Here is a 22,180-nt window from a genome sequence, read left to right as displayed (position 1 = left end):
CGTTTACTATTCCTTTACCTTACGGAACCGCATCCGGCCGCCGGGTTCCATCGCGCTCGTCTGCGCGCGGGGGACCGAGACTACCCATCAACGGATAAAAGGTGAAGGAATCCACTAACGGATCATCAACCGTTTCTTAACGCTAAGTGCCGTTACTGAGAGGTGAAGTGCCGAACCGGTTCCGGGGGACGGCCGAGGTCCGCTTTTGCGCGAAATCCCATGGAAACCCAGCCAATTCCGGTCGGATATCAGGATTTGCGACCGGGGATGGGAGCCAGCTCATGCATCTCGCGGCGGCTTTCTGACCGGGACCGCCTGGCAAGGCGCGAGGATTCGAGGCGCAATGAGCCGGCGCGCGTCCATGATTCGTCCTGCATGCGCAGCTCCGCTCCGGGGCGGCGCATGAGCAGCCATGTCCGTCATATCTCCGTGCTCGGCCGCGAGGCGGTCGACTATCTCGCCCCGCGCGCGGGCGGCATTTATGTCGACGCAACCTTCGGCGCCGGCGGCTACAGCCGCGCGATCCTCGATGTCGCCGGCACGCGCGTGATCGGCATCGATCGCGACCGCACGGCCATTGCCGGCGGCTTCGACTTGGTCGACGGCGCCGGCGGCCGGCTGACGCTGGTCGAGGACCGCTTCTCCGAACTGGCCGAGGTCTGCGCCGCCCAGGGCGTCGATGCGGTCGACGGCGTCGTGATGGATGTCGGCGTCTCCTCGATGCAGCTCGACCAGGCCGAGCGCGGCTTTTCGTTCCGTCTTGATGGTCCACTCGACATGCGGATGGGGCAGAGCGGTCCGACCGCCGCCGACGTGGTCGCGAGGGCCTCCGACAAGCAGCTCGCCGACATCATCTACATCTTCGGCGAGGAGCGGCATTCGCGTGCCGTCGCGCGCGCCATCGTCGCCGCGCGCAAGGAGGCGCCGATCGCGACGACGCAGGCGCTCGCCGACATCGTCGCCAAGGTGGTGCGCGCCAAGCCGAACGAGATTCATCCGGCGACGCGGACCTTCCAGGCGCTGCGCATCTTCGTCAACGAAGAGCTCGACGAGCTGCATCAGGCGCTCGCCGCGGCCGAGCGTGTGCTGAAGCCGGGCGGCCGGCTCGTCGTGGTCTCGTTCCATTCGCTGGAAGACCGCATCGTCAAGAACTTTCTCGCCGAACGCGGCAAGGTCTCCGGCGGTTCGCGACATCTGCCCGAGGTCGCGCAGTCGGCGCCGAGCTTCAAGATCCTGACCAAGCGTCCGGTGACGCCTGATGACGCCGAGACGTCGGCCAATCCGCGGGCGCGCTCCGCCAAGCTGCGGGCCGCCGAGCGGACCGCGGCGCCGGTGCACGCCGCCGACGCGCTGCCGTCGTGGCCGCGGCTCGCAGACGTCTTGCGGGGAGGGTGACGATGCGCCTTCTCCACTTCGTCGTGATCGGCATGCTGATCTTCGCGGCGTCCTATGTCTACCGCATCAAGATGGAATCGACCGCGCGGGTCGAGCGCGTGCTGCGGCTGAACGCGGAAATCCGCGAGCAGCGCGACGCGATTGCGCGGCTGCGTGCGCAATGGGCCAAGCTCGATGCGCCGCTCAGGCCGCGCCCGACAGCACGACCGGGTCGATTGCCGGGCCCGATCAGCCTGCTGCGGACCAGCCGTCGCCGGCGGCTGACTCCGATCAGGCACCCGGAGAGCAGCAATGACCGGACCAGCCATGACCGATCCGGCAAACGCCAAGAAACCGCTAGAGCCCTGGAGCCAGCGGCTGATCCGCACGCTGCTCTACGGGAGCAATGTCGACCGCGCCGCGAAGGCGCGCGCCCGCGTCGGCTTTGCGATCCTCGCCTTCGCCGCGGTTTATGCCGTGCTGGCCGGGCGTCTTGTGCTGTTCGCGGTCGGCGCCGACGGTCACGGCGCGCGCCGCACCGCCTCGCAGGATGCGATCGCGACCGCGCGCCCCGACATCACCGACCGCAACGGCGCGATCCTTGCGACCGACGTCAAGGCACCGAGCCTGTTCGGCGAACCGCGGCGCATCATCGACAAGGACGAGGCGATCGAGCTGCTCACCGCGACCTTGCCCGATCTCGACACCGGCGAGGTGCGCGACCGCCTGTCGTCGCGCAAAGGCTTCGTCTGGCTGAAGCGCGAGATCTCGCCGAAGCAGCAGCAGGACATCCACCGCCTCGGCATTCCCGGCATCGGCTTCCTGCGCGAGAACAAGCGCGTCTATCCGACCGGCAACGAGGTCGCCCATTTGATCGGCCTCGTCAACATCGACAACCAGGGCATCGCCGGCATGGAGAAGTGGCTGGACAATAACGGTCTGGCCGATCTGCACCGCGCCGGCTTCGCGACCGACCGGCTGCAAAAGCCGGTCGAGCTGTCGGTCGACCTGCGCGTCGAGCACGCGCTGCGCGACGAGCTGCTGAAAGCCAAGGAGAAGTTCAAGGCCAAGGCCGCGTCGGGCATCGTCTCCAACGTGCGCACCGGCGAGATCGTCGCGATGGTGTCGCTGCCGGATTTCGATCCCAACAATCCGAAGGAAGCGCACGATCCCGATCGCATCAACCGCCTGACCACCGGTGTGTACGAGATGGGTTCGACCTTCAAGGCGTTCACGCTCGCGATGGCGCTGGACTCCGGCAAGTACGATCTCAACTCGATGTGGGATGCGCGGGGACCGCTGCATTACGGCAAGTTCGCCATTCATGACGATCACGCGTTGGGCCGCATGATCAACATGAAGGAGGTGTTCTACTATTCATCGAACGTCGGTGCGGGCCGCATCGCGATGGCGATGGGCGTCGATGCGCACAAGGCGTTCTTGCGCAAGATGGGGCAGCTTGAGCGGTTGCGCACCGAACTGCCGGAGAGCGCCTCGCCGATCGTGCCGAAGCGCTGGGGCGAGCTCAACACCGTCACCATTTCGTTCGGTCACGGCATCGCGGTCGCGCCGCTGCAGGCGGTGATGGGCATCGACGCGCTGGTCAATGGCGGCTACCTGATTCCGCCGACCTTCCTGAAGCGCACCGAGCAGGAAGCGATGGCGCTGGCCAAGCGCGTCATCAAGCCCGAGACCTCGGACAAGATGCGCTATCTGATGCGGCTCAATGCCGAGATCGGCACTGCGAAGAAGGCCGACGTCAAGGGCTACTATATCGGCGGCAAGACCGGCACCGCGGAAAAGGTCATCAACGGCCGTTACGCCAAGAAGCGCGTGCTGAACGCCTTCACCGCGATCCTGCCCGCCGACAATCCGAAATATCAGCTCTTGATCATGCTGGACGAGCCGCAGCCGCTGAAGGAAACCTACGGTTTCATCACCTCGGGCTGGAATGCGGTGCCGACCGGTGGCAATGTGATTGCCCGAATTGCGCCGATTTTGGGTATCGAACCGCGATTCGACCTGCCGCCGTCCGACCGCCTTATTCTTGCGGCATCCAGAGCAACCCAGTAAGGCGTAAATTCACGCGGCGCGACGAGCGCGCCGGCCTGGACTGGAAGATCATGAGACTTCGCGACCTCTTCGGCGATGATGCCACGATCGACCCGAGTGCCGACAATCTCATGGTCGGCGGACTTGCGGTCGATAGCCGCGCGGTGAAGCCGGGCGACCTGTTCTTCGCGCTGGCAGGCGCCAAGACCGACGGCGCGCGCTTCGTCGACGCGGCGATTGCGGCGGGCGCCGTTGCCGTTGCGAGCGACCATCCGCCGCAGGGCGCGCGCGTGCCGTGCGTCGTCACGCCGAATCCACGCCGCGCGCTGGCGCTCGCCGCCGCAAGTTTCTATCCACGCCAACCCGCGACGATCGCCGCGGTGACCGGTACCAGCGGCAAGACCTCGGTCGCGGCCTTCACGCGCCAGATTTGGCGGCGGCTCGGCCATGCCTCGGCGAGCATCGGCACCATCGGCCTCGTGTCGGACAAGCGCACCGTCTACGGCTCGCTGACCACGCCCGATCCGATTGCGCTGCACCGCCAGCTCGATGAGATCGCGGCCGACGGCGTCACGCATCTGGCGTTCGAGGCCTCCTCGCACGGCCTCGACCAATATCGTCTGGACGGCGTGCGCATCGCCGCCGGGGGCTTCACCAATCTGTCGCGCGATCACATGGATTATCATCCCGATGTCGCGCATTACCTCAACGCCAAGCTGCGGCTGTTCCGCGATCTCGTCGCCGATGGCGGCGCCGCCGTGATCTCCGCCGATCATGATTGCTCGGCGCAGGTGATCGAGGCGGCACGCGCCCGCAAGCTGCGCATCATCGCGGTGGGACGCAACGCCGATGCGGGCGAGGGCATCCGCCTGCTCGATGCAGCGATCGAAGGCTTTGCGCAGCGGCTTGTGATCGAGCACCAGGGCCACAAGCGCACCATCCGCCTGCCGCTGGTCGGCGAATTCCAGATCGAGAACGCGCTGGTCGCGGCCGGCCTTGCCATCGGCACCGGCAGTCCGGCCGACGCTGTGTTCGGCAGTCTCGAACATCTTGAGGGCGCCAAGGGGCGGCTGGAATTCGTCGGCGAGCACAATGGCGCGCCGATCTTCGTCGACTATGCGCACAAGCCCGACGCGCTCGCCAAGGCGTTGCAGGCGCTCAGACCCTACGCGAAGCGCAAGCTGGTCGTGATCTTCGGCGCCGGCGGCGACCGCGACGCCGGCAAGCGGCCGATCATGGGCGCGATCGCGGCCGAGAACGCCGACGATGTCATCGTCACCGACGACAATCCGCGCAGCGAGAAGCCGGAAGCGATCCGCGCCGCGATCATGGCGGCGGCGCAAGGCGCGCGCGAGATCGCTGATCGTGCCGAGGCGATCCGCGCCGGAATTGCCGGTCTCGAGCCCGGCGATGCGCTGGTCGTCGCCGGCAAGGGTCACGAGGTCGGGCAGATCATCGGCAACACGACGTTGCCGTTCAGCGATCATGAAGCGGTTGCTGCCGCGCTGGCTGCGGAGGGCGCATGAGCACGATGTTGTGGACCTCGGACGCGATGGTGACGGCGATGCACGCCGCCACGCAAGGCGTGTTGCCGGAAGGGATCACCGGCCTTTCGATCGACAGCCGCACCATCGCGCCGGGCGAGGCGTATTTCGCGATCAAGGGCGACGTCCATGACGGCCACAGCTTTGTCGAGAATGCGCTGAAGGCGGGTGCGGCGCTCGCCGTGGTCGAGGCGGCGCAACGCGAAAAATTTCCGGCCGATGCTCCGCTGCTGGTGGTCGATGACGTGCTCGCCAGCCTCGTCGAGCTGGCGCGTGCCTCGCGCGCCCGACTTGGCGCCAAGATCATCGCGGTGACGGGCTCGGTCGGCAAGACCTCGACCAAGGAGGCGCTGCGGCGCGTGCTGTCGGCGCAGGGCGAGACCCATGCGTCCGTCGCCTCCTTCAACAACCATTGGGGCGTGCCGCTCTCGCTGGCGCGCTGCCCGGCGAGCGCGCGCTTTGCGGTGTTCGAGATCGGCATGAACCACGCCGGCGAGATCACGCCGCTGGTCAAGCTGGTGCGGCCGCATGTCGCCGTCATCACCACGGTCGAGCCGGTGCATCTGGAATTCTTCTCCGGCATCGAGGCGATCGCCGATGCCAAGGCGGAGATCTTCGCAGGCGTCGAGCCGGACGGCGCCGTCGTGCTCAACCGCGACAATGCGCAGTTCGCCCGGTTGCAGAAGCAGGCGAAGAAGGCCGGCATCTCCCGCATCGTGTCGTTCGGCAGCGACAAGCGCGCGGAGGCGCGGCTGATCGATCTGTCGCTGCATGCGACCTGCTCGGCAGTGCATGCCGACATCCTCGATCACGACATCACCTACAAGATCGGCATGCCGGGCAAGCACATGGCGATGAACTCGCTCGCGGTGCTGGCCGGCGCGTCGCTGCTCGGTGCCGACATCGCGCGCGCGGCACTGTCGCTGTCGCAGCTCGAGGCGCCGACCGGGCGCGGCCTGCGCCGTACGCTCGAGGTCGGCCACGGCGAAGCGACGCTGATCGATGAGAGCTACAACGCCAATCCGGCCTCGATGGGGGCTGCGCTCAACGTGCTCGGGCAGGCCCAGGTCGGACCGCACGGCCGCCGCATCGCCGTGCTCGGCGACATGCTGGAGCTCGGGCCGACCGGGCCAAAACTGCATCGCGACCTGTTCGAGGCGATCAAGGCCAACCACATCGACCTCGTATATTGTTGTGGTCCGCTGATGCGGAATTTGTGGGATGCCCTTTCCGCCGGCAAGCGGGGAGGCTATGCCGAGAACTCGGCGGCGCTCGAAGCGCAGGCGGTCGCCGCGGTCCGCGCCGGCGACGTGATCATGGTCAAGGGATCGCTGGGATCGAAGATGAAAGTGATCGTCAGCGCGCTGCAAAAGCGCTTCCCCGACAGAGCCGCGCACGAAGAAGCGGTATAGGGCTTACTGAATGTTCTACTGGTTGATCGAGCTGTCCAATACTGTGCCAGGCTTCGGAGTATTCCGCAGCGCCCTCAATGTCTTCCGCTATATAACTTTCCGCACCGGCGGTGCGATGGTGACCGGCGCGCTGTTCGTCTTCCTGTTCGGACCGTGGATCATCGATCATTTGAGGCTGCGGCAGGGCAAGGGCCAGCCGATCCGCACCGACGGCCCGCAGTCGCATTTGATCTCCAAGAAGGGTACGCCCACCATGGGCGGCCTGATGATTCTCTCGGGGCTCGTGGTGTCGACGCTGCTCTGGGCCAACCCGCTCAATCCCTATGTCTGGATCGTGCTGGCGGTGACGCTCGGCTTCGGGTTCGTCGGCTTCTATGACGATTATTTGAAGGTCACAAAGCAGTCACACGGCGGCTTCGCCGGCAAGCTGCGGCTGATGATCGAGGCGCTGATCGCGCTCGCCGCCACCTACGCGCTGGTCCGGCTCGGCCGCGACGTCTCCTCGACCTCGCTGGCGATTCCGTTCTTCAAGGACGTGGTGATCAATTTCGGCTGGTTCTTCGTCATCTTCGGTGCCTTCGTGATGGTCGGCGCCGGCAACGCGGTGAATCTGACCGACGGTCTCGACGGCCTCGCCATCGTGCCCGTCATGATCGCGGCGGCGAGCTTCGGCATGATCTCGTATCTGACCGGCAACGCGGTGTTCTCCGACTATCTGCAGATCAACTACGTCGCCGGCACCGGCGAGCTGGCAGTCTTGTGCGGCGCGGTGCTCGGTGCCGGCCTCGGCTTCCTCTGGTTCAACGCGCCGCCGGCCTCGATCTTCATGGGCGATACCGGTTCGCTCGCGCTCGGCGGCATGCTCGGCGCGGTCGCGGTCGCGGTGAAGCACGAGATCGTGCTTGCGGTGATCGGCGGCCTGTTCGTGCTGGAAGCGGTCTCCGTGATCGTGCAGGTCACCTCGTTCAAGCTCACCGGCAAACGCGTGTTCCGGATGGCGCCGCTGCACCATCATTTCGAGCAGAAGGGCTGGACCGAGCCGCAGATCGTGATCCGCTTCTGGATCATCTCGGTGATGCTGGCGCTCGCCGGCCTCTCCACGCTGAAGCTGCGCTGACCATGATCCCCGTCACCTCCTTCGCAGGCAAGACGGTCGCGGTGTTCGGCCTCGGCGGCTCCGGCCTTGCGAGCTGCCATGCGCTGAAGGCCGGCGGTGCCGAGGTGATCGCGGCTGACGACAACGCCGACAATGTCGCCAAGGCGGTGCAGGCCGGCTTCACGACCGCGGATCTGCGCACCGTCTCCTGGGCGAATTTCGCCGCGCTGATCCTCACCCCCGGCGCGCCGCTCACTCATCCGGCGCCGCACTGGAGCGTGCTGAAAGCGCGCGAGGCCGGCGTCGAGGTGATCGGCGATATCGAGTTGTTCTGCCGTGAGCGGCGCCGCCACGCGCCGAACGCGCCTTTCGTCGCCATCACCGGCACCAATGGCAAGTCGACCACCACGGCGCTAATAGCGCATCTGATGAAGTTCGCGGGCTACGACACCCAGATGGGCGGCAATATCGGCACCGCGATCCTGTCGCTGGAGTCGCCGCGGATGGGCCGCGTGCATGTGATCGAGATGTCGTCCTACCAGATCGATCTATGTCCCTCGCTCGATCCGTCGGTCGGCATCCTGCTCAACGTCACCGAGGACCATATCGACCGCCACGGCACGCTTAAACATTACGCCGCGGTGAAGGAGCGGCTGGTCGCAGGCGTGCAGACGGGCGGCACGTCGATCGTCGGCGTCGATGACGGCTGGTGCCGCGACATCGCCGACCGGCTCGATCGCGCGGGAAAGCGCGTCGTGCGCATCTCCGTCAAGAATCCGCTGCCCGACGGACTTTATGTCGAGCACGAGACCATCGTGCGCGCATCCGGCGCCGCGCGCAGCGAGGTGGCGCGGTTAGGCGGCATCGGCTCGCTGCGCGGCCTGCACAATGCACAGAATGCGGCCTGCGCCGCGGCCTGCACGCTCGCGATGGGCATCTCGACCGACGTGCTGCAGAACGGCCTGCGCAGCTTTCCCGGCCTCGCGCATCGCATGGAGCAGGTCGGCCGCCGTGGTAATGTGCTGTTCGTCAACGACTCCAAGGGCACCAATGCCGACGCCGCCGCGCACGCGCTGTCGTCCTTTGCCGACATCTTCTGGATCGCCGGCGGCAAGCCGAAGGCCGGCGGCATCACCAGCCTGACCGGCTATTTCCCGCGCATCCGCAAGGCGTATCTGATCGGCGAGGCGGCGCAGGAGTTTGCCGGCACGCTCGGCAACGCCGTCCCGCACGAGATGTCCGGCACGCTCGACGTCGCCATCGCCAGCGCCGCGCGCGATGCCGAGGCATCGGGACTCGAGGAAGCCGTCGTGCTGCTGTCGCCCGCCTGCGCCTCCTTCGACCAGTACCGCAATTTCGAAATCCGCGGCGCCGCCTTCCGCGACCTCGTCAATGGATTGCCCGGCGTGAAGCCGGTGGTGTAGCCGTAGGCCGCGCAACTCACTCGGTGTCGTCCTGGCGAAAGCCAGAACCCATTACCCCGATTGCCAATTGCTGCGCGACGCTGGGGCGCGATCCCGGTTGCAACTACATGCGGTGGTTATGGGTCCTGGCCTTCGCCAGGACGACGCTGGTGTGTGCGGCCAGCGTAAACCACCCCCCTCAAAAGTTACCCATCCCGTTAACCCCCTGGCAACCATCCTGGGCCACGAATGGATGCTACCTCTGCCATCTGGGGACGCCCATGCTCGCCCGTGACCAACGCACCCCGTTCTCGGACTGGTGGTGGACCGTCGACAAGCTGCTGCTGGTCGCGATCGCCGGGTTGATGCTGGCGGGCGTCATCCTGTCGCTGGCGGCGAGCCCGCCGGTGGCGACCCGGATCGGGCTCGATCCCTTCCACTTCTTCAACCGGCATGTGCTGTTCCTGGTGCCGTCGCTGATCGTGCTGATCGGGGTGTCGTTCCTGTCGCCGCGGCAGATCCGGCGTACCGCGCTGGTCGTGCTCGCGGTCTCGATCGCACTGATCGTGCTGACGCTTCTGATCGGGCCCGAGGTCAAGGGCTCGCGGCGCTGGATCACGCTGCTCGGCGTCAACATCCAGGCCTCGGAGTCGGCCAAGCCCGCCTTCGTGATCGTCGCGGCCTGGCTGTTTGCGGAATCGACCAAGCGGCCGGAGATGCCGGCGACCACGATGGCGATGGTGCTGCTCTTGACCCTGGTCGCACTCCTCGTGATGGAGCCCGACTTCGGCCAGACCATGCTGATCCTGACGGTGTGGGGCGCGCTGTTCTTCATCGCCGGCATGCGGATGATCTGGGTGCTGGGGCTGGCGGGCGCCGCCGGTGCCGGCCTGTTCGGCGCCTATCTGTTGGTGCCGCACGTCGCCGGGCGCATCAAGCGCTTCATGAATCCGGCCTCCGGCGACACCTTCCAGGTCGACACCGCGATGGAGGCGTTCTGGAACGGCGGCTGGTTCGGGCTCGGACCGGGCGAGGGCATCGCCAAGCGCAGCCTGCCGGACAGTCACACCGACTTCGTGTTCGCGGTCGCCGCGGAAGAGTTCGGCATCATTCTCTGCCTGATGCTGGTCGCGCTGTTCGCATTCATCGTGATCCGCACGCTGACGCGCGCCTACGCCACCGACGACATGTTCTCGCGCTTCGCCGCATCGGGCCTTGCGATCCTGTTCGGTGTCCAGGCGGCGATCAACATGGCGGTCAATCTGCAATTGATCCCGGCCAAGGGCATGACGCTGCCGTTCATCTCCTATGGCGGCTCCTCGATCGTCTCGCTGGCCTATGGCGTCGGCATGATGCTGGCGCTGACGCGGCAGCGGCCGCGCACTGAAATCGAATCAATGGAAGGCGCGAGTTCCCTGCGCGCCTACGCGTAGTGTCTCGTCATTGCGAGGACTTGCTTCGCTTCTCTCGCAATGACGGAGCAATGCTTGTAGAAGGCGTTCGATGGACAACGCACCTCTGATCCTGCTGGCGGCCGGTGGCACCGGCGGCCATCTGTTCCCGGCCGAAGCGCTCGCCGTGGAATTGATCCGGCGCGGCCTGCGCGTGCGGCTTGCGACCGACGGGCGCGCGCTGCGCTACTCCGGCCTGTTCGGCCGCGAGAGCATCGACCTCGTGCCGAGCGCCACCGTGCGCAGCCGCAATCCGATCTCGCTGGCGCGCACCGCGCTGACGCTGGGCTACGGCATGCTGGTCGCGACCAATGTAGTGCGGCGCTTGAAACCGTCAGCCGTGGTCGGCTTCGGCGGTTATCCGACGCTGCCGCCGCTGCTGGCGGCGCGCCTGCTCGGCGTGCCCGGCATTATTCATGACGCCAACGCGGTGCTCGGCCGCGCCAACCGTTTCCTGTCCAGCCGCGTCAACGCGATCGCGACCTCGCTGCCCGGCGTGCTCGACCGCGATCCCGCGCTTGCCGGCAAGGCGACCACCGTCGGCACGCCGATGCGGCCCGCGATCCTCGCCGCCGCGGCCGTGAAATACACCTCGCCCGAATCCGGCGGCCCGCTGCGTCTGCTGGTAGTCGGCGGCAGCCAGGGCGCGCGGGTGATGAGCGACATCGTGCCGCCCGCGATCGAGCAGCTCGATCCCGCGCTGTGGAGCCGGCTGATCGTGACCCAGCAGGTGCGCGAAGAGGACATGGCGCGGGTGCGCGCGATCTACGACAAGCTCAAGATCAATGCCGAGCTCGCGCCGTTCTTCTCGGATTTGCCGGCACGGCTGGCGTCGAGCCAATTGGTGATCTCGCGCTCCGGCGCCGGCACTGTCGCCGAACTCGGCGCGATCGGCCGCCCCTCGATCCTGGTGCCGCTGCCCGGCGCGATCGATCAGGACCAGTTCGCCAATGCCGGCGTGCTGTCGGACGCGGGCGGCGCGCTGCGCATCAAGCAGGCCGACTTCACGCCGGAGCGGCTGGCGGCGGAGGTGTCCGCATTTGCCGCCGAGCCCGGGAAACTGACCGCAATGGCGGATGCGGCGCGCGGCGTCGGCCGGCTCGATGCCGCGGAACGGCTGGCCGATCTGGTGGTGAAGGTGGCGGGAATTTAGGCCGATTTCGAGCGGTTTTCGGCCATGGAACGTCCCAGCCGGGCTTGTCCCGGCGAGCCGCGTCTTTCATAAGTCGGTGAATTGCCGGGGTGAGTCCGGACACGATGAAGGTGTTAGCAACATGAGACTGCCGCGCGAGATCGGGCCCATTCATTTCGTCGGGATCGGCGGCATCGGCATGAGCGGCATCGCCGAGGTGCTGATCAATCTCGGCTACACCGTGCAGGGCTCGGACGCCTCTGACAATTACAACCTCGATCGGTTGCGCAAGAAGGGCGCCAAGGTTTCGGTCGGCCACGCTGCCGAGAACGTCGACGGCGCCGAGGTCGTGGTGGTGTCGACCGCGATCAAGCGCGACAATCCGGAACTGATGGCCGCGCGCGCGCGGCGCCTTCCGGTGGTGCGGCGCGCCGAGATGCTGGCGGAGCTGATGCGGCTGAAGCGCTGCGTCGCGATCGCCGGCACCCACGGCAAGACCACGACCACCACGATGGTGGCGACCTTGCTCGACGCCGGCGGGCTCGATCCGACCGTGGTCAACGGCGGCATCATCAATGCCTACGGCTCCAATGCGCGGCTCGGCGACGGCGACTGGATGGTGGTCGAGGCCGACGAGAGCGACGGCACCTTCCTGAAGCTGCCGTCCGACGTCGTGATCGTCACCAATATCGATCCCGAACATCTCGATCACTTCAAGACCTTCGAGGCGATCCAGGACGCGTTCCGCAATTTCGTCGAGAACGTGCCGTTCTACGGCTTTGCGGTCATGTGCATCGATCACCCGGTGGTGCAAGGCCTGGTCGGCAGGATCGAGGATCGTCGCATCATCACCTATGGACAGAATCCGCAGGCGGACGTGCAGCTCAAGGAGCTGACGCCGATGGGCGGCGGCTCCAAATTCACGGTCGCGATCCGCGATCGTGCGACCGGCGCAGTCCACGAGATTGCCGATATCAACCTGCCGATGCCCGGCCGTCACAACGCCTCGAATGCGACGGCGGCGATTGCCGTCGCGCATGAGCTCAGCGTGTCCGACGATGTTATCCGCCAGGCGATGGCAAGCTTCGGCGGCGTCAAGCGGCGCTTCACCAAGACCGGTGAATGGAATGGCGTCACCGTGATCGACGATTACGGCCATCACCCGGTCGAAATCGCGGCCGTGCTGAAGGCGGCGCGGGAATCCACCAACGGCAAGATCGTCGCCGTGGTGCAGCCGCATCGCTTCACGCGTCTGCAATCGCTGTTCGAGGAGTTCTGCACTTGCTTCAATGACGCCGACGCGGTCGTCGTTGCCGAGGTCTATCCGGCCGGCGAGACGCCGATCGCGGGCATCGACCGCGACCATTTCGCCGCCGGCCTGCGCGCCCACGGCCATCGCAACGTGATTCCGCTGCCTGACGCCGGCGCGCTCGCGAACATCGTGCACGGCCTCGCCAAGCCCGGCGACCTCGTCGTCTGCCTTGGCGCCGGCAACATCACGCAATGGGCCTACGCGTTGCCGGATCAATTGAAGGCGCTGGGGTGATGCTATTCATTGCTTGTTATCAGCACTACCTGTGTGGCTCACCCCTCTCCCTAGCCCTCCCCCGCAAGGGGGGAGAGAACCCGGCCGCCGGTGCGTCCCTGACTCTTGCAACGAGTCAAAGCGCCGCCGTGATGCATTGTAAGGTGAGCACCCTCGTCAGGCTCCCTCCCCCCTTGCGGGGGAGGGTTGGGGAGAGGGGTAAGCCCAGGGCGCTGACAGCATACGTAATGCAACGCTTTCTCAACCAAGATCGCGAAGCAGCATGACCTTCCCCGACATCACGCCGGATTTGAAATCCGCGATGCCGCTGCTGCGCGGGCGGCTGCTGGCGAACCAGTCGCTGGCCGAGCTGACCTGGTTTCGCGTCGGCGGTCCGGCGCAGGTGCTGTTTACGCCGGCTGACGAGGATGATCTCGCCTATTTTTTGAAACAGCTGCCGGCGGAGCTGCCGGTCTATGTCGTCGGCGTCGGCTCCAACCTGATCGTGCGCGATGGCGGCATGCCGGGCGTGGTGATCCGTCTCGCGCCGCGCGCTTTCGGTGAGATCAGCGCGGCTGGTGACATCGTCACCGCCGGCGCGGCGGCGCTCGACAAGCGCGTGGCGGAGACCGCAGCGGCGGCCGGCATCGGCGGCATGGAGTTCTTCTACGGCATTCCGGGCACCATCGGCGGCGCGCTGCGCATGAACGCCGGCGCCAACGGCGGCGAGACCAAGGACGTGCTGCTGGAAGCCACCGGCATCGGCCGCGACGGCACCAGGCACACGTTCAGCAATGCCGACATGAAGTTCGTCTACCGCAACAGCGGCGTCGATCCCTCCATCATCTTCACCGCGGCGCGCTTCCGCGGCCGCATCACCGATGCCGAGACGATCCGCGCCCGCATGGCCGAGGTGCAGACGCATCGTGAGACCGCGCAGCCGATCCGCGAGAAGACCGGCGGTTCGACCTTCAAGAATCCGCGCGGCAACAGCGCCTGGAAGCTGATCGATGCGGCCGGCTGCCGCGGCCTCAAGGTCGGCGGCGCGCAGGTTTCGGAGATGCACTGCAATTTCCTGATCAACACTGGCACTGCCACCGGGCACGACATCGAGACGCTCGGCGAGACCGTGCGCGCGCGCGTGAAGCAGACGTCGGGGATCGAGCTGCACTGGGAAATCAAGCGGATCGGGAACAGCTGATGCAGGTCACCATTCTCTTCGGCGGCACCAACAAGGAGCGGCTGGTCTCGGTGGCGAGCGCGCAGGCGCTGCACCGCGCGCTGCCCGAGGCCGACCTCTGGTTCTGGGATGTCGACGACACCGTGCACACGGTGACGCCGGAAAAGCTGCTCAATCATACACGCCCGTTCGAGGTCGACTTCAAGCCCGACGGCAGCGGTCTCGCGCTTGCGGAGGCGCTCGACAAGGCCGCCGCGGATGCGCGCGTGCTGGTGCTCGGCCTGCATGGCGGCCGCGCCGAGAACGGTGAATTGCAGGCGATGTGCGAGTTGCGCGGCATCCCGTTCACCGGCTCCGGCTCGGCGTCGTCGCATCTGGCGTTCGACAAGCCGTCGGCCAAGCGCTTTGCCGCCATCGCCGGCGTGAACGTGCCGCAGGGCATCGCGCTCGACGATATCGAGCAGGCGTTCACCGCGCACGGCAGGCTGATCGCAAAACCCGCAAAGGACGGATCGAGCTACGGGCTGATCTTCGTCAACGCGCAGCAGGACATCGTCGCCGTCCGCAACGCCGCGAAGACCGAGGACTATCTGATCGAGCCGTTCGTTGCCGGCGTGGAGGCGACTTGCGGTGTGCTCGAGCAATCCGACGGAGCAGTGTTCGCGCTGCCGCCGATCGAAATCGTGCCGGCGGAGGGCGGCTTCGACTACACGGCCAAATACCTCCTGAAGTCGACGCAGGAGATCTGTCCCGGCCGCTTTGCGCCCGAAGTCAGCACCACGATCATGGATCATGCGCTGCGCGCCCACCGCGCACTGTCCTGCACCGGTTACTCCCGCAGCGATTTCATCGTGTCGCCAAAGGGGCCGGTGTACCTCGAGACCAACACGCTGCCGGGGCTTACGGCGGCATCGCTGTACCCGAAAGCGCTGAAGGCTCAGGGCATTGGCTTTGCCGATTTTCTCCGCGACCAGATCGAGCTGGCGTGCCGCCGGGCGTCAAAATAGGGGCGGGACCTGGCCGAGTCGGCCGAGAATGGAACCCGCCGCTGTTGCTAAAATACTAACGGGTTCGGGGCAAAGTACTCAGAGCGTTGATCAAAACATGCTCTGGCCCGAGTTCATTTACCGTTTGTTTACCAGGAAGCCCGAAGGTTAACGCTGGCGGCGCATGTAGCGCTTGGCTGCCGGGGCGTGAGCTGTCGCGGATTACCGCTTCGAGGATCGCAACCAGGGAACAGGGGGCCACTCTAATCCCACCGGTATCTGCTGAGACGTGACCTGTGCCGGGACCCGCGTGGGTTTGCGGGCACAACATGTGACGAGCTCGTGCAATGGACGGTGCAGGACGCCTCACCCGATCGCTGCGATCGCTGGGGCCTCAAGCTGACCTGAAGGCAGCCGCTATTGGAGCGGTGGTGCTGGCGCGCGAGTATGCCGGCGCCTGGCTGGCGAGGCGCCGCCAGCGTCCCGCGAAGAAGCCGCCGGTGGTGATCGACCGCGAGCCGCCCAACCGTTTCATCCTTCTGGTCGAGCGTTATCTGCCGCGCCGCGTCGGTGTGGTGGCCACATTCGCGATCCTGCTCGGCAGCGCCGGCCTCGGCATCGTCAAAGGCGGCCATGTCGATGAGTTCGTCACCGCGCTCAGCGATACCCGCAACGCGCTCGCCAATGCCGCGGGCTTCCGCATCACCACGGTCGGCATCAACGGCCGCAAGCAGCTGAGCCAGGACGAGGTGCTCGCGATCGGCGGCGTCAACGGCCGTTCGTCGCTGCTGTTCCTCGATGCCGAGACCGTGCGCGACCGTCTCAAGGCCAATCCCTGGATCGCCGACGCCACCATCCTGAAGCTCTATCCCGGCCGGCTGCAGATCGACATCGTCGAGCGCACCGCGTTCGCGCTGTGGCAGGAGAATGGCCGGCTCTCGGTCATTGCCGCCGACGGCGCGGTGCTCGAACCCTACGTCTCGCGCCGTTTCCTGAATTTGCCGCTGGTGGTGGGCAAGGGGGCCGACACGCGCGCGAAGGACTTCCTCGCGCTGCTCGACCGCTACCCGCAGGTTCGCGCCGTTACCAAGGCCGCGATCTTCGTCGGCGAGCGGCGCTGGAACCTGCGGCTGAAGGACGGTCTCGACATCCGCCTGCCCGAATACGACGTCGGCAACGCGCTTGCCGCGCTCTCCAAGCTCGACAAGGAGGAGCGGCTGTTCTCGCGCGATATCGTCGCCGTCGACATGCGCCTGCCCGACCGGCTGGTCGTGCAGCTGTCCGAGGAGGCCGGCAAGGCCCGCGACGAACTGTTCAAGGACAAGAAGACCAAGAAGAAAGCCGGTGACTCCGCATGACCGGCCTCGATCGCAACCTGACCCCAAAGACCCGCCCGATGCCGAAGCGCACCGCGTTGGTGGCTTCGCTCGACGTCGGCTCAAGCAAGATCGCCTGCATGATCGCGCGGCTGAAGCCGTCCCCGCCGAACGAGGCGCTGCGCGGCCGCACCCATGCGGTCGAGCTGATCGGCTACAGCCAGATCCAGTCGCGCGGCGTCAAGTCCGGCGCCGTGGTCGATCTCACCGAATGCGAGAAGGCGGTGCGCCATGCCGTGGCGCTCGCCGAGCGCATGGCCAAGGTCCGTGTCGAGTCCGTACTACTGTCGGTCTCGGGCGGCCGGCAGCATGGTCAACTCGTTGAAGCCGCTGCCGATATCCGCGGCGGCTCGGTCACGGCAGACGATATCAGCCGCGTCACCTCGGCCGGCATGCGCCACGCCACCGGCTCCGGCCGCACCGTGCTGCACGCACTGCCGGTCGGTTACGCGCTCGACGGCGTCAAGGGCATCCGCGATCCCAAGGGCATGGTGGCGCGGCAGTTCGGCGTCGACATGAACGTGGTGACGGGCGATGCGACCGTCGCCAAGAACTTGATGCTGGTGGTCGAGCGCTGCCATCTCAACGTCGAGGCGATGGCATCGAGTCCCTATGTCGCAGGTCTCTCGGTGCTGACCGACGACGAAGCCGATCTCGGCGCTGCCGTCGTCGAGATGGGCGCGGGCACCACCACAATCGCGACATATTCGGGCGGACGCTTCGTGCATGCGTCGGGATTTGCGCTCGGCGGGCAACACATCACGATGGATCTTGCGCGTGGCATCGGAGCGTGCATTGCGGATGCCGAGCGAATCAAGACTTTATACGGCACAGTGCTGACCGGCGGCTCGGACTCGCGCGAGCTGATGTCTGTGCCCGCCGCAGGCGACGACCGGGAGACGCCGCAAATCGTATCCCGCGCCACGATCGCGAATATTGTCCGGCATCGTGCCGAGGAGATTTTCGAAATGGTCCGTGACCGGCTCGCGGATTCCCCGTTTGCGGCAGAGCCGCGGGCGCGGGTCGTGCTGAGCGGCGGCGCCTCGCAGCTCACCGGCACCGTGGAGCTCGCCACCCGCATCCTGAACCGCGAGGTCCGGATCGGCCGTCCGCTCGGCTTCGGCCGCCTGCCGAACGAGGCGAAGGGCTCGTCGTTCGCGGTGCCGACGGGCCTGCTCGTCTATCCGCAATACGCTCATCTTGAACATGTCGAACCGCGGCGCACGCGGCAGCTCAGGACAGGGACTGACGGTTACTTCGGAAAGGTCGGACGATGGCTTCGCGAGGGCTTCTGATGACCGCACCCCGGCTCATTGCATTTTCACCAACTCCCGCGGCCTGCGGCCGGGGCGAACCCACGCGCGCGTAACGAGAGAGGCAACCATGGCACTCAATCTGACCCCCCCTGACATCAGCGAGCTGAAACCGCGCATCACCGTCTTCGGCGTCGGTGGCGCGGGTGGCAACGCCGTCAACAACATGATCACCGCCGGCCTGCAGGGCGTCGACTTCGTCGTCGCCAACACCGATGCGCAGGCGCTGACCATGTCAAAGGCGCAGCGCATCATCCAGATGGGCACCGCCGTCACCCAGGGTCTCGGCGCCGGCTCGCAGCCCGATGTCGGCGCCGCCGCGGCGCAGGAGGTCATCGACGAGCTGCGCGATCATCTCAGCGGCGCCAACATGGTGTTCGTCACCGCCGGCATGGGCGGCGGCACCGGCACCGGCGCCGCACCCGTGATCGCCAAGGCCGCGCGCGACATGGGCATCCTCACCGTCGGTGTGGTTACCAAGCCGTTCCACTTCGAAGGCCAGCGCCGCATGCGCACCGCCGAGTCCGGCATTGCCGAACTGCACAAGGTGGTCGACACGCTCTTGATCATCCCGAACCAGAACCTGTTCCGGGTCGCCAACGAGAAGACCACCTTCGCCGACGCCTTCGCGATGGCCGACCAGGTGCTCTATTCCGGCGTCGCCTGCATCACCGATTTGATGGTCAAGGAAGGTCTGATCAACCTCGACTTCGCCGACGTCCGCGCCGTGATGCGTGAGATGGGCAAGGCGATGATGGGCACCGGCGAGGCTACCGGCGAGAAGCGCGCGCTGACCGCGGCGGAAGCCGCGATCGCCAACCCGCTGATCGACGATTCCTCGATGAAGGGCGCTCGCGGCCTCCTGATCTCGATCACCGGTGGCAAGGACCTCACGCTGTTCGAGGTCGACGAAGCCGCAACCCGCATTCGCGAGGAAGTCGATCCCGACGCCAACATCATCGTCGGCGCCACCTTCGACGAGTCGCTCGACGGCATCATCCGCGTTTCGGTGGTTGCGACCGGCATAGAGCAGGCTGCAATCGCCCGCGCCCAGGCTCCGGCCGCGCCGGTGGCCGGCGGTTCGCCGGAGAGCCGGCTGGCCGACCTGACCGCGCGCCTGCGGGCCGACAATCAGCGCCTCGCCGATCGCGCCCAGAAGCTGGAACCGCCGACCGGCGTGACGGTGACCCCGATTGCCGCGCAGGCGCCCGCCGCCCCCGCGCAGCAGCGCCCGGCCGGCAATGTCGAGCGCGCCGCGCTCGCGGCGATCGCCGCCGCGGTCGCCCCGGACAGCACTCCGCCGATGCAGCAGGCTTCCTACGGCGACGTCACCGTGCGCCCGATCGCGCAGAAACCGAGCCTGTTCCCGGACCACGATGTGACCCAGGCCGAGCAGCACGAGCCGATGCCGCCTGAGACCTTCATCCCGCAGCCGGCGGAACGGTCCCCCGTCCGCACTCCCCGGATGCCGAAGTTCGAGGACCTGCCGATGCCGGCCCAGGCCGAGATCCGCCAGGCCAGCGGCGGCGAAGCCCAGGAGGAACATCCGCAGAAGACCCGGCTGTCGCTGCTGCAGCGCCTCGCCAATGTCGGCCTCGGCCGCCGCGACGAGGAGAGCGAGCCGCCCATCTCTGCGCGTTCCTTCGCCCCGGTGATGCCGCCGCTGCCCGACCGCAAGCAGGCCCGGAGCGTTGCCCAGCAGATCGCGGCGAACGAATCGCCGGTGTCGGAATATGCAAAGCGCCCGGCTCCGCAGGGATTGGACGCCCATGGCCGCCCCGCACCTGTTGCGCCGGCGCCACAGGGCGACGACCATCTTGATATCCCGGCCTTCCTGCGCCGGCAGGCAAACTGAAGTTTGTTACAACTTTGGCGACCAACGAGGCCCCGGCGGGAACCGCCGGGGCCTTCGTCTTTGGGCCAGACAGGGGTCTTCGGCGTCGAAACAAGCAACTGATTTTAAATGATTAATTATTCTTTCTGTGGTCAGGTGGCGGTCCTTGTGAGGCCCTGTGCGCTGCCGCAATTTGGTTAACCTTGGGCGTGAATGCGGCGGAGATGGGGTAACAATCCGTAAAGAAGCGTGAGTTGGCGCGGTTCGGGGCTCTGACTATGGTCTGCCGTGACTTGGGGAGCTCAAGCGAGTCGGCCTTGGGGAAATTGGCCTCTCGAATTGAGTGAAGTCGGGTAGTGGGCATTATCGAATGAAGTTCAGCCGTCAAACCACGCTTCGGTCGCAAGCCACCGTGACGGGCGTCGGCGTTCATTCTGGTCTTCCTGTCAATCTCACGCTGGGCCCTGCACCTGTCGATGCAGGCTTTATTTTTGTCCGCACCGGACTCGATGGTGCCGACCGCGAAATTCAGGCCACCGCCGACGCCGTGATCGCAACCGACTTTGCGACGGTGCTGGGTGACCGCGAGGGGCCGCTGGTTTCAACCGCCGAGCATGTGCTGGCCGCGCTGCGCGGCATGGGCGTCGACAACGCGACCATCGAGGTCGATGGCTCCGAAGTTCCGATCATGGACGGCAGCGCTGCGCCCTTCGTCGCCGCGATCGAGCAAGCCGGCATCGTCACCCAGCCCGCCATCCGCCGCTTTATCCAGGTGCTGAAGCCGGTGCAGGTCAAGATCGGCGAATCCGTCGGTGAGCTGCGTCCGTTTGCCGGCGGGTTCCGCGCCGAAGTCGAGATCGATTTCACCAACCCGGTGATCGGCCGCCAGACCTTCTCCTTCGACCTGTCGCCGGAAGGTTTCCGCCGCGAAGTCGCCCGGGCCCGTACCTTCGGCTGCATGAACGACGTGGCGAAGCTGTGGGGTGCGGGCTTTGCGCTCGGCGCCAGCTTCGACAACACCGTGGTGTTCGACGACACCCGCCTCCTCAACACCGAGGGCCTGCGCTACGCCAACGAGTGCGCTCGCCACAAGGTTCTCGATGTGATCGGCGATCTGTCGCTGGCCGGCCTGCCGCTGCTCGGCATCTATCGTTCGAAGCGCGGCGGTCACAAGCTCAACCATGCGGTGCTCAAGGCGCTGCTGGCCGACCGCAGCGCCTGGCGCGTGGTCGAGGCAGAGACCGCACGGCGCCCCGCGCGCAGCCACGTCGAAGCCGGCGCCGGCACGGTGGGCGGCCTGGTCGCCCCGGCCTACGGCCCGGACGTGTCCTGATCCGTCGCCACCGAAGCGCTCTGTCCCGATTTCCGTAGTATCCACAGCAGGGTGGCGGCTGGGCCGGCCGCCTTATTCCGGGCGAAATGGCGACGTAGTCGATTGGGCAACGACTGTTTTTCGGCTAAACCGGCCTGCGGTTGCTCGATACGCAGCCAATGGCACGGACTATATTGCGTCCATGATCGCGGTTCATGGATGGAGTGGGCTCCGCCGTTAACCGCATCAAAGGCGTCAGGTCTTATACTTCATGTCGGCAACGCGTATGACGCTCGAACCACGCCACCTTTTTGACGTCCCCGGCCTTTCGCGGGCAGCGCGCGCGCTGCGCTTCGCGGCGGGCCTGATCGTGCTGGCGCTGCCGCTCTCAGGCTGCGGCACCGGTGCGCTGTGGGACAAGTTCATGGCCAAGGACGACACGTTCGTCGATGAGCCCGCGGACAAGCTCTACAATGAGGGCTTGTACATGATGAACGAGAAGAAGGACACCAAGGCCGCCACCAAGAAGTTCGAGGAAGTCGACCGCCAGCATCCCTATTCGGACTGGGCGCGCAAGTCGCTGCTGATGTCGGCCTATGCCGCCTACCAGGGCGGCGACTATGACGGCTGTATCGGTTCGGCGACCCGCTACGTCACGCTGCATCCGGGCAGCCCGGACGCGGCCTATGCCCAGTACCTGATCGCGGCCTCGCATTACGACCAGATCCCGGACATCTCTCGCGATCAGGGCCGCACCGAGAAGGCGATCGCGGCGCTGGAAGAGGTGGTGCGCAAATATCCGACCTCGGAATACGCGACCTCCGCCAAGGCCAAGCTGCAGGCCGCGCGCGATCAACTCGCCGGCAAGGAAATGTCGGTCGGGCGCTACTACATGCAGAAGCGCGACTTCACCGCGGCGATCAACCGCTTCAAGACCGTAGTCACGCAGTATCAGACCACGCGCCATGTCGAGGAGGCGCTGTTCCGCCTCACCGAGGCCTATATGGCGATCGGCATCGCCGGCGAGGCGCAGACCGCCGCCGCCGTGCTCGGCCACAATTTTCCTGACAGCCGCTGGTACAAGGACGCCTATAATCTAGTAAAGTCCGGCGGTCTCGAGCCGAGCGAGAATCAGGGTTCCTGGATCAGCAGGACCTTCAAGAAGATAGGCCTCGGCTAGGAATTGTCCT

At 66.3% G+C, this 22,180-nt stretch carries 16 protein-coding genes and 1 pseudogene; all 17 read left to right on the top strand.

What is annotated here, in order from left to right:
• Positions 1-402 precede the first annotated feature (402 nt).
• The 17 genes and pseudogenes from rsmH (at position 403) to J6500_RS10145 (ending at position 22,170) form a co-directional block, all read left to right on the top strand.
• Positions 403-1,395, top strand: coding sequence for a 16S rRNA (cytosine(1402)-N(4))-methyltransferase RsmH (rsmH, locus tag J6500_RS10230; protein ID WP_376707787.1), 993 nt, complete (start codon positions 403-405; stop codon positions 1,393-1,395).
• A gap of 2 nt (positions 1,396-1,397) precedes the next feature.
• Positions 1,398-1,583, top strand: a pseudogene (gene ftsL / locus J6500_RS10225) (cell division protein FtsL); the annotation flags it as partial.
• A gap of 118 nt (positions 1,584-1,701) precedes the next feature.
• Complete coding sequence (locus J6500_RS10220; RefSeq protein ID WP_376707788.1) at positions 1,702-3,447, top strand: peptidoglycan D,D-transpeptidase FtsI family protein; 1,746 nt, start codon at positions 1,702-1,704, stop codon at positions 3,445-3,447.
• Between the two features lie 50 nt (positions 3,448-3,497).
• The gene (locus tag J6500_RS10215) at positions 3,498-4,952 is read left to right on the top strand and encodes a UDP-N-acetylmuramoyl-L-alanyl-D-glutamate--2,6-diaminopimelate ligase (protein WP_225712562.1); all 1,455 of its coding nucleotides are present in this window, start codon (positions 3,498-3,500) and stop codon (positions 4,950-4,952) included.
• Complete coding sequence (locus tag J6500_RS10210) at positions 4,949-6,382, top strand: UDP-N-acetylmuramoylalanyl-D-glutamyl-2,6-diaminopimelate--D-alanyl-D-alanine ligase (protein WP_225712561.1); 1,434 nt, start codon at positions 4,949-4,951, stop codon at positions 6,380-6,382. Before J6500_RS10215 ends, J6500_RS10210 begins: the two co-directional genes overlap by 4 nt.
• A gap of 10 nt (positions 6,383-6,392) precedes the next feature.
• Positions 6,393-7,499: a phospho-N-acetylmuramoyl-pentapeptide-transferase gene (gene mraY, locus J6500_RS10205; protein ID WP_225712560.1), complete on the top strand. Its 1,107-nt coding sequence runs from the start codon at positions 6,393-6,395 to the stop codon at positions 7,497-7,499.
• A gap of 2 nt (positions 7,500-7,501) precedes the next feature.
• Positions 7,502-8,902 (top strand): UDP-N-acetylmuramoyl-L-alanine--D-glutamate ligase, encoded by a 1,401-nt coding sequence (murD, locus tag J6500_RS10200; RefSeq protein ID WP_225712559.1) that lies wholly within the window; start codon positions 7,502-7,504, stop codon positions 8,900-8,902.
• A gap of 260 nt (positions 8,903-9,162) precedes the next feature.
• Positions 9,163-10,314, top strand: a complete 1,152-nt coding sequence (ftsW, locus tag J6500_RS10195; RefSeq protein WP_225712558.1) for a putative lipid II flippase FtsW — start codon at positions 9,163-9,165, stop codon at positions 10,312-10,314.
• 70 nt (positions 10,315-10,384) lie between these two features.
• Complete coding sequence (murG, locus tag J6500_RS10190) at positions 10,385-11,485, top strand: undecaprenyldiphospho-muramoylpentapeptide beta-N-acetylglucosaminyltransferase (protein WP_225712557.1); 1,101 nt, start codon at positions 10,385-10,387, stop codon at positions 11,483-11,485.
• Positions 11,486-11,606: 121 nt separating this feature from the next.
• Positions 11,607-13,010 carry a UDP-N-acetylmuramate--L-alanine ligase gene (gene murC, locus J6500_RS10185; RefSeq protein WP_225712556.1) on the top strand — a complete coding sequence of 468 codons (1,404 nt, stop codon included), beginning with the start codon at positions 11,607-11,609 and terminating at the stop codon, positions 13,008-13,010.
• A 262-nt stretch (positions 13,011-13,272) separates the two neighbouring features.
• Entirely contained in the window at positions 13,273-14,190 is a 918-nt protein-coding gene (murB, locus tag J6500_RS10180) for a UDP-N-acetylmuramate dehydrogenase (RefSeq protein ID WP_225712555.1), read from the top strand.
• Entirely contained in the window at positions 14,190-15,176 is a 987-nt protein-coding gene (locus tag J6500_RS10175; RefSeq protein WP_225712554.1) for a D-alanine--D-alanine ligase family protein, read from the top strand. The genes murB and J6500_RS10175 overlap by 1 nt, the downstream gene beginning before the upstream one ends.
• Before the next feature lie 326 nt (positions 15,177-15,502).
• Entirely contained in the window at positions 15,503-16,513 is a 1,011-nt protein-coding gene (locus J6500_RS10165; protein WP_225712553.1) for a cell division protein FtsQ/DivIB, read from the top strand.
• A complete protein-coding gene (ftsA, locus tag J6500_RS10160) occupies positions 16,510-17,826 on the top strand; it encodes a cell division protein FtsA (RefSeq protein ID WP_225712552.1) in 1,317 nt (438 codons plus the stop codon). The genes J6500_RS10165 and ftsA overlap by 4 nt, the downstream gene beginning before the upstream one ends.
• An 88-nt stretch (positions 17,827-17,914) precedes the next feature.
• Positions 17,915-19,699, top strand: a complete 1,785-nt coding sequence (gene ftsZ / locus J6500_RS10155) for a cell division protein FtsZ (protein WP_225712551.1) — start codon at positions 17,915-17,917, stop codon at positions 19,697-19,699.
• Positions 19,700-20,048: 349 nt separating this feature from the next.
• Positions 20,049-21,011: a UDP-3-O-acyl-N-acetylglucosamine deacetylase gene (gene lpxC, locus J6500_RS10150; protein WP_225712550.1), complete on the top strand. Its 963-nt coding sequence runs from the start codon at positions 20,049-20,051 to the stop codon at positions 21,009-21,011.
• A 250-nt stretch (positions 21,012-21,261) separates the two neighbouring features.
• Positions 21,262-22,170 carry an outer membrane protein assembly factor BamD gene (locus J6500_RS10145; protein ID WP_225712549.1) on the top strand — a complete coding sequence of 303 codons (909 nt, stop codon included), beginning with the start codon at positions 21,262-21,264 and terminating at the stop codon, positions 22,168-22,170.
• Positions 22,171-22,180: the final 10 nt, after the last annotated feature.

The organism is Bradyrhizobium semiaridum, from assembly GCF_020329505.1.
Classification (GTDB): Bacteria; Pseudomonadota; Alphaproteobacteria; order Rhizobiales; family Xanthobacteraceae; genus Bradyrhizobium; species Bradyrhizobium semiaridum.
The sequence above is the reverse complement of the archived record's forward strand: the minus strand, read 5'-3'. Positions and strand labels throughout refer to the sequence as shown.

Coding starts and splice junctions, on each gene's coding strand:
- murG (WP_225712557.1), top strand. CDS start 10,385: ATGGACAACGCACCTCTGATCCTGCTGGCGGCCGGTGGCACCGGCGGC.
- mraY (WP_225712560.1), top strand. CDS start 6,393: ATGTTCTACTGGTTGATCGAGCTGTCCAATACTGTGCCAGGCTTCGGA.
- rsmH (WP_376707787.1), top strand. CDS start 403: ATGAGCAGCCATGTCCGTCATATCTCCGTGCTCGGCCGCGAGGCGGTC.
- ftsA (WP_225712552.1), top strand. CDS start 16,510: ATGACCGGCCTCGATCGCAACCTGACCCCAAAGACCCGCCCGATGCCG.
- J6500_RS10215 (WP_225712562.1), top strand. CDS start 3,498: ATGAGACTTCGCGACCTCTTCGGCGATGATGCCACGATCGACCCGAGT.
- J6500_RS10165 (WP_225712553.1), top strand. CDS start 15,503: ATGGACGGTGCAGGACGCCTCACCCGATCGCTGCGATCGCTGGGGCCT.
- J6500_RS10210 (WP_225712561.1), top strand. CDS start 4,949: ATGAGCACGATGTTGTGGACCTCGGACGCGATGGTGACGGCGATGCAC.
- murD (WP_225712559.1), top strand. CDS start 7,502: ATGATCCCCGTCACCTCCTTCGCAGGCAAGACGGTCGCGGTGTTCGGC.
- ftsZ (WP_225712551.1), top strand. CDS start 17,915: ATGGCACTCAATCTGACCCCCCCTGACATCAGCGAGCTGAAACCGCGC.
- J6500_RS10220 (WP_376707788.1), top strand. CDS start 1,702: ATGACCGATCCGGCAAACGCCAAGAAACCGCTAGAGCCCTGGAGCCAG.
- J6500_RS10175 (WP_225712554.1), top strand. CDS start 14,190: ATGCAGGTCACCATTCTCTTCGGCGGCACCAACAAGGAGCGGCTGGTC.
- murB (WP_225712555.1), top strand. CDS start 13,273: ATGACCTTCCCCGACATCACGCCGGATTTGAAATCCGCGATGCCGCTG.
- lpxC (WP_225712550.1), top strand. CDS start 20,049: ATGAAGTTCAGCCGTCAAACCACGCTTCGGTCGCAAGCCACCGTGACG.
- J6500_RS10145 (WP_225712549.1), top strand. CDS start 21,262: ATGTCGGCAACGCGTATGACGCTCGAACCACGCCACCTTTTTGACGTC.
- ftsW (WP_225712558.1), top strand. CDS start 9,163: ATGCTCGCCCGTGACCAACGCACCCCGTTCTCGGACTGGTGGTGGACC.
- murC (WP_225712556.1), top strand. CDS start 11,607: ATGAGACTGCCGCGCGAGATCGGGCCCATTCATTTCGTCGGGATCGGC.